The sequence below is a fragment of the Fischerella sp. PCC 9605 genome (genome assembly GCF_000517105.1).
Lineage (GTDB): Bacteria > Cyanobacteriota > Cyanobacteriia > Cyanobacteriales > Nostocaceae > PCC9605.
In genome coordinates, this window is record NZ_KI912148.1 from 328,796 (window position 1) to 342,149 (window position 13,354).

Below are 13,354 nucleotides of genomic sequence, written 5' to 3' on the forward strand. Positions count from 1 at the left end.
AAACCAGTAATGTTCGAGAATCAACAGAAGCAACAGGCACTGCTAACATTGTTGAGTGATTTTGGCGATCGCGATGTGTATGTCGGCGTGATGAAGGGAGTTATCGCCAAGATTAACTCTAGAGTGAAGATTGTAGACTTAACACACCAAATTCCACCACAAGACATTGCTGCGGCCAGGTTTTGCCTTATGGATGCTTATTCCTATTTCCCTATGGGAACAGTGCATGTGGCGGTAGTAGATCCGGGTGTGGGAGGACTAAGAAGGGCGATCGCAGTAGAATTTGCAAATGGATTTTTAGTAGGCCCCGACAATGGTTTATTTAGTGGAGTTTTGAGTCAAAGTCCTGCTATTGCAGTGGCAGAACTGACAAACCCAGAGTATTGGCACACTCTCCACCCTAGCAGCACTTTTCACGGTAGAGATATTTTTGCACCAGTGGGAGCGCATCTTGCTAGCGGTGTTCCCCTGAAAAAGCTAGGGCGAGAAATTGATCCAGAAACTTTAGTTAAGCTAGAGATACCCGAATGCAGTCGGACAGGTAACACCATAACAGGCTGCATTCAATATATTGACCACTTCGGTAACTTAGTCAGTAATATTCCTGGAAGTTACGTGCAAGGCAAAAGCTGGGGCGTGGTTTTAGGTGAAAAGACTATAACCGGTAGTGGAACTTATGGAGATGTTAAAGTAGGGAGTGCGATCGCACTGATTGGCAGTCATGGCTGGGTAGAAATTGCCATTAATAGGGGTAATGCGCGATCGCTGTTGCAGATGCAGTTGGGAGATACCATACAAGTAGTTAGTAGTTAGTAGTTAGTAGTTGGTTGTTAGTAGTTGGTTGTTAGTAGTTAGTAGTTGGTTTTTAACCACTAACCACTATCCACTATCCACTATCCACTAACCACTATCCACTAACAGTCACCAAGAGAAATACGTTTTTCATACGGGCCTACTTAAATTTGGCATATGACTACGCAAACAATATCTGCACCAGAAGTATATCAAGGTCAGTTTGGCGAATTTACAATTACCAAAAGCGATCGCACTGGCGTCATTATCTACCGCAGTGGCTTAATGATAGCCGCTGTTTGCTTTGCGATCGCTAGTGCTTTAGTGTTATTCGCTCCTCACCCAACCATATTCAAACTGTTAACGCCTCTGTACGCCTGTTTTAGTCTCGCTTTGGGTGTAAGTTTATTGACTATCCATATCTATATGGTAGAATTACACCGACTTTTACAGGTTTTTTGGGTAATTGGCAGTATAACCGCAATTGTAGTAGCGCTATCTAGCAGCGATCCTTTGGCGATCGCAGTTTATACTCAGCCACTTTCCTTACTTGGAATTGGTTTTACCTTTGCGGCTTTGACAGGTATTTATTTTAAAGAAGCCTTTTGCTTCAATCGTTTGGAAACCAAATTACTAACTCCGATTGTGCCGTTGCTACTGCTGGGACATTTACTAAAGATTTTACCTATTCAGTGGGAACGAGTATTGTTAGGAACTTGGGCTATTTTGTTTTTAGTTTTTGCTGTGCGTAAGGCAGTGCAAGCAATTCCTCCGGATATTGGGGATAAGTCTGTATTTGAATATTTAAAAGCAAGACGTTCTGCAAAAGCTTAATGCAGAAAAATCAAAAAAGTAGAATCAGTGGCAGTAGTTGGTAAATACTTGAATTCCAGTTTTACCATTACTGTCATGATAAATTCGCATATAAATATTTTACAAACAAGTATTTAATTTATACTGACTTTAAACTTCAGTTAATAAGTAAATTTTTTGCAAAGAAATACAGTAATAATACTAATAAAGTTTTATCCAGTCATAGTAAGCTTATACACTGGTAAAAATCTAAAGCAGATCAAAACAAGCTGTTATTCCTAAGAATCTACCATTTAAACGGTACTCAATTCCATATTCAGCCAGGGTGAAATAGCCTACATAGGCGTATCTATCAATTAATTAGTTCTCATTTCTAAATTCACTGTTCACCTATTGGCAGGAGTCAGTTGCATGACATCAATCACAAGTTTAAAAACAAAAGTCAAAACCAAAGTCAAAAAGCTAACAGTATTACTTGGCAGCGCTGCTGTGATGACATTGGGTGTGAGTGCCTCAGCAATGGCAGCATCCCTGTACGATGTCACGGAATTGGGCTACGTTATATACGATCCATACGAGTCCAATGGAGCCTCTGGCATCAATGATGTCGGTCAAGTTGTGGGTGGCGCATATGTAGGTGCAGGCGGCGGTACTCGTGGCTTTATATGGGATAGCAGTACTGGCATAACTAACCTGGGCACTCTCCCAGATGGAAATCACAGTGGTGCCAATAACATCAATAATGCTGGTCAGGTGGTGGGATCTTCAGACAGCGGCTATTCTGCAAATCGTCCTTATTTGTGGAGCAAAGACACTGGCATGATTGACCTGGGTACTCTTCCAGGAGAAAGTGAAGGCAGCGCCTATAGCATCAATAATGCGGGTCAAGTGGTGGGGGAGTCTGGCTATCGCGCATTTTTATGGAACCAAAGCACTGGTATGACCGACCTTGGTACTCTCCCAGGAGAAAGTTACAGTCACGCCAATGACATAAATGATGTCGGTCAGATAGTGGGAAGTTCTGGTAATCGCGCTGTTATGTGGAATGACAATGTTATTACCAATCTTGGTACTCTCCCAGGAAGAAATTACAGTTACGCTTATGCCATTAATAATGCTGGTCAGATAGTAGGGTCTTCGTCAAATAGCAGCAATGGAAATAGCCGTGCCGTTTTGTGGAACAGCAACGGTGACATAACCGATCTCGGCACGTTTGCGGATGGGAGTTCCAGTTACGCCTCTGACATCAATAATATCGGTCAGGTAGTGGGGAGAGCAGGCGATCGCGCTGTTGTGTGGGATAGCAGCAGTGGCATAAGTGACCTTAACAAATTGATTGATCCTAGTCTAGGTTGGACGTTGAACGGTGCAATAGCGATTAATAACAAGGGTCAGATTGTCGGTTACGGCAAGAATAAGAAAGATCAATATCGCGCTTTCTTGCTAACTCCCAAATCACACAAACCAGTACCAGAACCATTGACAATGGGCGGTACGATACTAGCAGGAACTGGTTTAGCTTATCTGCGTCGCCGCCAAGGTCGTCTGCGTCGGTCATCAAAAGCATGAGTCGATTTTTTGACTAGCTTGCTGTTTTATACTTAACTAGAATGAAAGAGCCAATATAGGTGTATCTATCAATACTTCTCAATTCCAAATTTGCAGTTCACCTATTGGCAGGCAGGAGCCAGTTGCATGAAATCAATCACAAGTTTAAAAACAAAAGTCAAAACAAAGGTCAAAAAGTTAACAGTATTACTTGGCAGTGCTGCGGTAATGACATTGGGCGTCAACGCTTCAGCAACGGCAGCATCCCTGTACGATGTCACTATATTGAGCGATCTGGAAAGTGCGTATTTTGGTAAGAACGTTAGGATTAATAACTTCGGTCAGGTAGTTGGTACTTCTAATAGTAGCAATGGTGCTCGTGCCTCGTTGTGGAGTAGCAGCACTGGTACCATAAATCTGGGTACTCTACCAGGCGGAACCTACAGTGAAGCCATTGACATCAACGATGCAGGCCAAGTAGCAGGGATTTCATCTAGTAGTGATGGCGACCGTCACTTTTTGTGGAGTAGTAGCACTGGCATGGTTGACTTCAGTACTCTTTCAGGTTTAAATTCCAATACTCCCCATTCAATTACGGCCATCAATAATACAGGTCAGGTGGTGGGAAATATTAAGAAGAACGACGATTCTTATAGCCCCTTCTTGTGGAGCAACAATACTGGCACGGTTGAATTGGATGTAGTTGGCGATGGGTATAACAGTTACTCCAAAGACATCAATGATGTCGGTCAGATTGTGGGAACTTATAGTCGCCTTGATGGTAGTGGCGTTAGTAAGGGTTTCTTGTGGAACAACAATGAAGCCACCGATCTCAGCGAAGCCTTGGATGCATATGTAAGTGAACCTAGTAGTATTAATAACTTTGGTCAGGTTGTAGGAACTTATACCCCTAGTTGGACTGAGGAGGTTTATGAAGAGAGCTCTTTGTCTAGGCTTCCTCGGGCTTTTTTGTGGAGCAGCAGCACTGGCAAGGTTGACATAGGTGTCGATGAATTTAACAAAGGAATATACAGCGTGCCTCTTGACGTTAATGATCTTGGTCAGGTAGTAGGAAGTACCTTTGGTGGTGACTGGTCTGACGCCTTTTTTTGGGATAGCAGCACTGGTTGGATTAACCTTAACACCGTAGTTGACCCCAGTTTGGGCTGGACAATAGAGTATGCAAGCGACATTAACAACAAAGGTCAGATCATCGCTTTCGGCAACAACAAGAATGGTAGATTTGGCACTGTATTACTCACTCCCAAATCACACAAACCAGTACCAGAACCATTGACAATGGGTGGTACGGTACTAGCAGGGGCTGGTTTAGCTTATCTGCGTCGCCGCCAAGGTCGTCTGCGTCGGTCATCAAAAGCATGAGTTGATTTTTTGACTAGCTTGCTGTTTTATACTTAACTAGAATGAAAGAGCCAATATAGGTGTATCTATCAATACTTCTCAATTCCAAATTTGCAGTTCACCTATTGGCAGGCGGGAGCCAGTTGCATGAAATCAATCACAAGTTTAAAAACAAAAGTCAAAACAAAAGTCAAAAAGCTAACAGTATTACTTGGCAGTGCTGCGGTAATGACATTGGGTGTGAGTGCCTCAGCAATGGCAGCATCCCTGTACGATATCACCGACTTGGGTTTGCTTTCATCAAACGACGGCAGCAGTATGGCCTTTGGCATTAATAATCTTGGTCAGGTGGTTGGTAGGTCTGGCAATCGCGCCTTTGTGTGGAGCAGCAGCGACGGCATGACTGACCTCGGTATCCTTCCAGGTGGAACTTACAGTGAAGGCTATGCTATTAATGATGCAGGTCAGGTGGTAGGAAATACTTATACTGATAGCAACCATAGCGGCTATCAGGACTTTAGAAGTCGCGCTTTTTTTTGGAGTAGCAGTACTGGCATGACTGACCTTGGTACCCTTCCAGGTGGAGATAGCAGTTACGCCAATAGCATCAATAATACAGGTCAGGTGGTAGGTACTTCTAAGAATACCAGCGATGATATTAGTAGCGCTTTTTTGTGGAGCAGCAAAACCGGCATGATTGACCTGGGCATCTCTGAATATAAAAGTTGGGCTTCTGATATTAACGATTTCGGTCAGATTGTGGGGGGCAACGGTCAAGCTTTTTTATTGGACAGCAATGGATTAATTTGGCCGCGTACTATCTCACCAATTGCTAATGCCTCTGCGATCAATAATGTCGGTCAGATTGCGGGCAATTATAGGTACACTGCTGACGGTCCTCGCAGCTTTTTCTGGAGTAGTAGTACCGGTGCGATTGACCTAGCTTCTACTTCAAGCCAGGATAACGAAGGCATCTACAGCGTAACTAATGACATCAATGATGCTGGTCAGATAGTGGGACTTAAGATTAGCGGTTTAGATCCTTTTGTGTGGGATAGCAGCACCGGCATGCTTAACCTTAACACCCTAATTGATCCAAATTCGGGCTGGGATCTGGATGATGCGTTAGCTATCAATAATAATGGTCAGATTGTTGGTTATGGAACGAATAAAAACGGTCAAAAACGCGCTTTCTTGCTAACTCCCAAATCACACAAACCAGTACCAGAACCATTGACAATGGGCGGTACGGTAATAGCAGGGGCTGGTTTAGCTTATCTGCGTCGCCGCCAAGGTCGTCTGCGTCGGTCAAGTTTTAACAATAATGATTGAGTAGGTGCACTTCAAGATTGCATATTGAACAATACGGTTCAGTTAAGGATTTTTGGTAAAAACAATTGGTCTGTAGAGACGCGAAATTACCCTGCGGGAACGCCTGTGGCGTACGCGTCTCTACAAAGGGTTCTGGGCTTATCACCAAGCATATTGGCATATTAAATAAATCGCAATGACGCTAAGAAAAACTTGGCGTCTTTGTGTTTTGGCGTCAAAATTTTAAGAGTCCCTTAAGGGAGGCGACAGAATGATATTGGCTGGAGTAAAAATTATACTGGTTGAGCCAGCTGGCCCCTTGAATGTGGGGTCTGTTGCACGGGTGATGAAAAATTTTGGGCTGCATCAACTGGTGTTAGTAAATCCCCAATGCGACCCCTTGGGAATGGAAGCAAGGCAAATGGCGGTTCATGCCCAAGATATTTTAGATGCAGCGGTATCGGTAGCGACATTACCAGAAGCGTTGCAAGGGTGTAAAAGAGCGATCGCCACAACTGGTATTGATCATCACTGGCAAGCGCCTTTAGAAACCCCCCGTACAGCACTACCCTGGTTACTAGCAGAGGAAGGACAACCCGCAGCACTAATTTTTGGTAGAGAAGACCGGGGATTAACTAATCAAGAATTAAACTATGCCCAGCGCTTTGTCCGCATTCCCACGAGTCCCAATTATTCATCGCTGAATTTAGCTACGGCTGTGGCAATTTGTTGTTACGAGTTAGCACAATTTGATGCAGAAAGAGAAAATTTCACACCATCTTCGCTTCCCTGCATCCCTGCATCTTCTGCAACAGCACCTGAGTCCGAAATCGCACCTTTGGATGTTGTGGAAGCATACTATCAGCAATTAGAATCCCTATTGCTAAAGATTGGTTATCTGTATCCCCATACAGCAGCCAGCCGGATGGAAAAATTCCGGCAATTGTATAATCGCGCTCAATTACAAACTCGCGAGGTTGCTATGTTACGAGGTATTTTACGACAGGTGAAATGGGCGCTCTCTAACAAAAGCGATAGTGAAAAATTTTAATTAATTAGCTACCATGTACGCAATTTTCCCCAAGGCTATTAATTATGACTTAAACTAAACACAAAAATACAAGTAAAAATAGAAGAGGACACGCTTAGACGGTATTCGCCGCACTTAAGTGTCCGTATATTCCATATATGCTTGCTTTTGAGGATTTTCAGGAGTAAATAGTGGTTCGGGAGTTTGCAGAAAAGTCGAGTCTATGTCTTTATCCCTTATAGGGATTAAAAACTACCCCACCCCAACCAGGTAAAACTTTATAGGTATCTGCTAGATTATACACCTCGCTATCACCATCGTTATTTTATGGAAACCAGAACTGATATGACAGGTTTCTCACGACGTCAACCTACTAGTGGACGCCGCCAGCTTCCCCGAAAAGTGCAAAAGTTGGGGCCAAATCAAGTGAAAGCTTCTAAGGAACAACAGCGCCCTCCTCAAAACGGAACAACGCTGACACGTTTAAAAGTGAATCCTTCCGCCAACAATGCTAGTACAGCTAAAAAGCGACCGGGGGTAGTAGTGCCAGCAGCTATCAAACCCATCCCTACTAAACCAGGAAAGATTCCACCCTTCAAGCCCAGCAATGTCAAGGTAAAAACTGTACGAGTGCGTAAGCAGGCTTTGCCCAAAAAGATCAGAACATCCCGAAAAACACGGTTAAAGCCCATGGCAAGAACCATTCTATATGCCCTGCGCTTACTAATTGTGGGAGTTGGTATTGGTGCAATCGTAGGAACGGTATTGTCAGTATTAGACCCTGCTAGCCGTATCGCCACTACTGGAATATCAGCCAATGATGACTTAAGGCAAGCGCAGACACAGCCTAGTCCCACTCCTACAGCTACAGTTTCTACTCCATCATTATCGCAAGAAATTATCCCCTTGAAAACTGCCATGCAAGGTCTGATGGCTGGCAACCCAAATCTGACACCAGGGGTTTTTGTGGTCGATTTGGACAATGGTGGTTACGTAGATATAAATGCCTCCTCAAGTTTTCCCGCAGCCAGTACAATTAAGATTCCAATTCTAGTTGCCTTTTTCCAGGATGTGGATGCTGGAAAGATTCGCCTCGATGAAATGCTGACCATGCAAAAAGAGATGGTTGCAGGCGGTTCTGGAGATATGCAGTACAAACCCGCAGGTTCCCAGTTCAAAGCGCTGGAAGTTGCAACTAAGATGATGACAATTAGCGATAATACAGCGACCAATATGCTGATAACCCGTATGGGTGGCATTGAGGCATTAAATCAGCGCTTCCGGAGTTGGGGTTTAACAACCACAGTTATTCGCAACCAACTTCCTGACTTGCAAGGTACGAATACTACTAGTCCCAAAGAATTAGGAAATTTGATGGGGATGGTTAGTCAAGGCAATTTAGTAAGCATGATATCGCGCGATCGCATACTTGATATCATGCGTAATACTGTTAGAAATACCTTGTTACCAAGTGGTTTAGGACAGGGTGCAACTATTGCCCACAAGACAGGCGATATTGGTACGATGCTAGCAGATGCAGGTTTAGTTGACCTCCCAACTAACAAACGTTACGTAGTTGCTGTGATGGTAAAACGCCCCAACAACGACCCCAACGCCAGAAAATTAATTAGCTCAATTTCTCGCGCTGCTTACCAACAATTTACTGAAACAACTCCTACTATCCCAACAAGTGCGCCACCAAACCCAGCGCCTACAAGTTCTAACACCTCGGGTGCTGTGCCAACTCCAACGCCTACAACTTCTAACACCTCGGGTGTTGTACCGACTCCAACCCCTACAACTTCTAACACTCCGACAATTGCTGTACCAACTCCAGCGCCTACAAGCAGTTATCAGCCCCCAGTCATAACTCCTCTTGCACCACCAACAAATTCTCTGCCCACAACTAATTATCAGTACCCCATCATGAGTCCGCCTCTGCCTAATAACTTCGGAGGTTCTTTACCTCCAACTAGTTATCAGTCTCCACCAATGATGAATCCACAGTATTATCCTTACCCTTATCAAAGATAATTTTTCCTACCAATTTTAGTTTTTATAGATTGCTCATAGCTAATCACTATTAGCTGCTTGTGAATCCTGAATTTAATTAAATTACCAATGGCATCTACTATACCGTCAATTCAATTTTTTACTGGTATTTCCGAAGAACTGAGTAATGTTAGCTTGCGACGAAACAGTTCTGGGAAGCGTATAGTCTTGATGATGTTCAATCGATTAAAAGCCATAGAAGGATTGAATAGCTTCACAAAACAATCTTTAAATTCAATGCTGTTAACTGATGAAGAAGGCAATATAAATGTTACACCTTCTTCTGTAAAATTTATTTTCGGGGGTGCAGAAGGTGATGAGCTACAACGGGTAGAGTGCAAAATTGAAATCGAACGGGATGACCATTGGGAAAGATTTATGAGATTTATGCATCGTTACGCTGAGGCAAATGGCATGGCTTATGGTGAATCATAAAAATTATGAATGATGAATTAGAAACTATGAAAAATTCATCATTCATAATGTATTCATTTACAATTCCTTATTTTGTTGAAATCTTGGCTTGAAGACTTCACCACGCCAGAGAATAATTAAGAGATAGCCAAAGTAGGCTATTAACATAAACCAAAACTCATTAATACCATAATTATCAACTCCCAATCTGGCTATATTTTCAAATAAGATAAAAGCAATAGTAAAGACTATACTACTTAGAGTTGCCAAAGCTTTTTTCAGAAAAGAACCTTGCATTGGTATAACACCAATAATGTAATATAGGATAAAAAATACAAGGCTATATCCGCAAATTAACCAAAGGTAAAAGGGCGCATTTTGAAAATAGTGATTAACTAAAAAAAAGCTAGCACCAAGAAATGTAATGATGATATATCTCCATTCCTCAAATTTAGTATTAAAAAATTGCTCCCACATCAAAACTAGGAAGAAATAAGATAGAAAAGTGCCAAAAACTAATTCATAAAAATTGACTCTTCCCATCCAATCTGGATCTATCATTTTTACGCCTCTAAAAACTTATCAAATATTAATACACAGTTTTCAAGGGTGATTTCGTAGATAATGAGATTTATTTTTATGATTTTTACTTGTGATATAAAATTCGGTAGGATCTGAATGATTAAAAAACCGCACCAGACGCTGAGGGCACAGAGAGATGAGGAAGGAGAAATAATTTCGATACAAACGGATTTAATATGATATTAAAAAAAATTCTCCCAACCATGCTAAACAAAGAGATAAGGGAGATATTCTTCTTGCGAAGATCGGTAAATTGTTAAACTAGTGAAATTTATTCTGTACCTTCAATATGTCTGCAAGTTCAGTTGAGATTGCTGAGATTCAGTAGATAGCTTCAACATAGCCATCATATACTGTGTTCGTTGTTCAGTTAATAGCATACACAAAGCGAGTATTAGTTCAGAACCGCTAGCAAGAACTGTACCAACAAGATCTGTGGGTATAGCGTTACCAATTAAAGAAACTAAAGCACCTACAAATAGCCAAGACCATTTCAATCTACGCCAAATACCGATACCAATAATCATCACAAAGAGGTTAACTAAAATAGTGATAATTGGTAATTGATTGGGTTGAGCCGCGACATAACGTAACATACCAGCAAATGTCTCAGGAACCAGTTCGAGTCCTACAAACTGAGTAGCTACATCATATATACCGAGTCCGATCGCAAGTACCCAACCTAAAACTCTGACAAACCGACTACCTGCCCAATCTGCTCCGGCTCGATGAGCAAGTTCAACTACAATTACAATAAACAGGGGAACGACAATATAGTGGGCAAGAAAACGCAGCATACTGAGTGATTCCAGCAATTTTCCTTCACCAAGCAGGCTTCCCACTAACAAAACAAAATTGTCATAGCTACTGCATACTAAAAGTATGGGTAGGACAATCATTGCTATACTGTTTGACTTGCGCCACAGTTGAATTGACCAAACTAGTAATACCCATTCGACTAAGATATAACTGAGATGGCAGAATGGGTGAATAACTGACAAAATATTCGTCATCTTTTTTGGCTCTCCAATGTATCTACATCACTTGCATCTTGATTGCGATCGCTATTGACTTACCTATATACGCCTTTGTCTTGAGCCTGTTGGAGTGATTTTGAGTTAGCTTGGCGTAGCGGATTAATGTAGACCAAATAAGCAAAAATGATAACTCCCATTTCTGTACCAGCTAAGTCGTGGAGAATATGGAAGAGTGGATTTAGGGTGGGATTAGATTGGTGTTGAGCTAGGAGAAAAACAAAGAATAAGTTAACACCAACAGAAAAAATAGGTACGAAGATGATCCGCCAGTCTTGGAGAACTTTGTAGGCTCTATATGTCAAAAATCCAAAGACTATTGTGAGAGCAATATAAATGGGAATTTTAAAGGCAGAAATATCCAGACTTGCTCCTAAAGGATATAAAACTGAGATGGCAAGTAAACTGCCGACAAATAATATATCAACCCATTTATTTCGAGCAAAGGCATCTGCCCACAAAGCAAAGGATGAAATTAAAAATGCATAGAATAGGAAGTTCAAAAAGGTATAATCATTTTGATAAAACCAATTTTGTTGTATGTGCCAGCCAATCTCAAAGGCAATAGCAACCATTTGAAAAGGAAGCCCTAGGTAAAGAGCAAAGGGAGAATGCAACCCCTTTGATACTAAGTAATCTGCACGGTCGTAAAATATCTTCATGGTGACAGGAACAATAACAAAGGGAAGCAAATGAGTAATAATTAGGGCGATTTTCCATCCCCAAGAAATGCTTCCCATATCTGAAGCTTGCCAGAATGTGTAGCCAAAACCAGATAATGTCACCAGAAAGTAGATAGCAGCGATCAAAAAAGTTGCTCCAAAAATTTTGTTTTTAATTGCTTTATCTGTGACTTGGAGCGCAATATCTTGGTCAGATTTTTGTATTTGCATTTATCAATTACCCTTGAATTAAAAATTTGTACTTATTCAGCACACAAGCACTTACATTGATACAGACACAATAGGTAAACAATCTAGTATGGTTGCAAATATATAGTGCTTGCTTCTGGAATTTTGAGCTTACAGGAGTATGCTTCACCATCTGAACGCAACAAACTTAGCTACCAACAGAAGTTGGTCAATTCCAGATTCTCTCCAAATTTTTTGGTGAAATTTAATTTTCGATTACTGGCTAGAATTCACCAAAGATGATGCTCAAAAGGGAAAATCAATTTATCAAAAATCCCAAAATGCTATCAAATACGCTGATATCTCATTCCTGGCAGTTGCGAGACTAAACCCATTAGTTCCAACTGCAACAAAGCACTAGCAACCGCACCCGCAGCCATGCCTGTTTGTTTGACAATAACATCAAAGGACAAAGGCTCTGAAGAAATCGCATTCATTACCTGCTGAACTTCTGGTGATAAATTAGGCAATATTAACTGTTGGGATTGTGGTGACGCCTGAACAGAATCTAATTTTGGTATTGCTCCCAGCATTTTTAACAGTTCGTCTAGTTCTTTAAGAATAGGAGCAGCACCTTGGCTGAGTAACTTTAAACACCCTTGAGATGGGTAATCATCCAATCTTCCTGGGAGTACATAAACATCTCTGCCAAATTCATTCGCATAGTTAGCTGTTATCAGTGCACCGGATTTTAGAGGTGCTTCCATCACCAATACAGCACGACTCAACCCAGCGATAATCCGGTTGCGACGGGGAAAATGGGCGCGATCGGGGGGAGTTTGAGTTGGGTACTCACTCAAAACCAATCCAGCAGCGAGAATTCGCTTGTACAATTCCTGATTTTTGGCTGGATAGATGACATCTACGCCTGTACCTAAAACTGCTAGTGTACGCCCTCCAGCTTTGATAGCGGCGGCGTGACTTTCTGTGTCAATTCCCTCTGCTAAACCAGAAACGACTGTAAAGCCATTTTTAACCAAAGCCGTGCTAATTTGACGAGTCCAACGGATACCATACTCTGAGGGTTGGCGCGTACCGACAATGGCAACGAGTGGCTTTTGTCCGAGATTCTCTTGCAGTTCGACTTCTCCGCGAAAGTACAATAATGGCGGTGGACTAGGAGTTTCTAGCAGCAAGCGGGGATATTCTGCATCTGCTGGTGTCCAGAAATTAGGGTTTTGTTCTTGGTGCTGGGTGAGTAGTTGTTCGGGATAAAGACGCGATCGCTGTCTTGTCACCTTTTCTAATGTCTGAAAACCAAAACCCTCGACTGCTTGCAATTGTGCCGGACTAGCTTCCCAAGCTGCTTTGAGTGTGCCAAAATGCTCTTGCAATCGTTGCAGCAATACCGGGCCAATCCCAGATATACGCGACCAAGCTAGCCAATACGCACGTTCAACTGCCAATTGTTCATCCTCATCTGTTCTGGCTTGATTATTCCCAGATTCTCTAGCTGAAATATGATTGACGCCAAAAAGCAAAGACGCCAAGTTATTCTTAGCGTC

12 protein-coding genes are annotated in these 13,354 nt (G+C 42.1%); 8 read left to right on the top strand and 4 right to left on the bottom strand.

The genetic code is table 11. The features are described from left to right. The first annotated feature begins 9 nt into the window (after window positions 1–9). The 8 genes from FIS9605_RS0103840 to psb28 all read left to right on the top strand — a co-directional run bounded on the left by FIS9605_RS0103840 (window position 10) and on the right by psb28 (window position 9,343). Window positions 10–813 (top strand): SAM hydrolase/SAM-dependent halogenase family protein, encoded by an 804-nt coding sequence (locus FIS9605_RS0103840; RefSeq protein ID WP_026731400.1) that lies wholly within the window; start codon window positions 10–12, stop codon window positions 811–813. Window positions 814–969: 156 nt separating this feature from the next. Beyond that, window positions 970–1,626 (top strand): DUF2301 domain-containing membrane protein, encoded by a 657-nt coding sequence (locus FIS9605_RS0103845; protein ID WP_026731401.1) that lies wholly within the window; start codon window positions 970–972, stop codon window positions 1,624–1,626. Window positions 1,627–2,016: 390 nt separating this feature from the next. Continuing rightward, window positions 2,017–3,174 (top strand): HAF repeat/PEP-CTERM domain-containing protein, encoded by a 1,158-nt coding sequence (locus FIS9605_RS0103850; RefSeq protein WP_026731402.1) that lies wholly within the window; start codon window positions 2,017–2,019, stop codon window positions 3,172–3,174. A gap of 126 nt (window positions 3,175–3,300) precedes the next feature. Next, window positions 3,301–4,536, top strand: a complete 1,236-nt coding sequence (locus FIS9605_RS39715) for an HAF repeat/PEP-CTERM domain-containing protein (protein WP_026731403.1) — start codon at window positions 3,301–3,303, stop codon at window positions 4,534–4,536. A 126-nt stretch (window positions 4,537–4,662) separates the two neighbouring features. Continuing rightward, the gene (locus tag FIS9605_RS0103860) at window positions 4,663–5,847 is read left to right on the top strand and encodes an HAF repeat-containing PEP-CTERM protein (RefSeq protein WP_026731404.1); all 1,185 of its coding nucleotides are present in this window, start codon (window positions 4,663–4,665) and stop codon (window positions 5,845–5,847) included. A 250-nt stretch (window positions 5,848–6,097) separates the two neighbouring features. Next, the gene (locus FIS9605_RS0103865; protein ID WP_026731405.1) at window positions 6,098–6,877 is read left to right on the top strand and encodes an RNA methyltransferase; all 780 of its coding nucleotides are present in this window, start codon (window positions 6,098–6,100) and stop codon (window positions 6,875–6,877) included. Between the two features lie 306 nt (window positions 6,878–7,183). After that, the gene (locus FIS9605_RS0103870) at window positions 7,184–8,890 is read left to right on the top strand and encodes a serine hydrolase (RefSeq protein ID WP_026731406.1); all 1,707 of its coding nucleotides are present in this window, start codon (window positions 7,184–7,186) and stop codon (window positions 8,888–8,890) included. A gap of 87 nt (window positions 8,891–8,977) precedes the next feature. Beyond that, window positions 8,978–9,343 carry a photosystem II reaction center protein Psb28 gene (gene psb28, locus FIS9605_RS0103875; protein ID WP_026731407.1) on the top strand — a complete coding sequence of 122 codons (366 nt, stop codon included), beginning with the start codon at window positions 8,978–8,980 and terminating at the stop codon, window positions 9,341–9,343. A gap of 57 nt (window positions 9,344–9,400) precedes the next feature. Here the strand turns inward: psb28 and FIS9605_RS0103880 are convergent, their stop codons facing one another. The 4 genes from FIS9605_RS0103880 to dprA form a co-directional block, all read right to left on the bottom strand. Beyond that, window positions 9,401–9,883 carry a hypothetical protein gene (locus tag FIS9605_RS0103880; RefSeq protein ID WP_026731408.1) on the bottom strand — a complete coding sequence of 161 codons (483 nt, stop codon included), beginning with the start codon at window positions 9,881–9,883 and terminating at the stop codon, window positions 9,401–9,403. Between the two features lie 305 nt (window positions 9,884–10,188). Further along, on the bottom strand, window positions 10,189–10,917 hold the full coding sequence (locus FIS9605_RS0103885; RefSeq protein ID WP_026731409.1) for a hypothetical protein: 729 nt from the start codon (window positions 10,915–10,917) through the stop codon (window positions 10,189–10,191). 59 nt (window positions 10,918–10,976) lie between these two features. After that, window positions 10,977–11,831, bottom strand: coding sequence for a hypothetical protein (locus FIS9605_RS0103890; protein WP_197035999.1), 855 nt, complete (start codon window positions 11,829–11,831; stop codon window positions 10,977–10,979). 305 nt (window positions 11,832–12,136) lie between these two features. Then, complete coding sequence (gene dprA / locus FIS9605_RS0103895; protein ID WP_026731411.1) at window positions 12,137–13,255, bottom strand: DNA-processing protein DprA; 1,119 nt, start codon at window positions 13,253–13,255, stop codon at window positions 12,137–12,139. Between the last annotated feature and the right edge of the window lie 99 nt (window positions 13,256–13,354).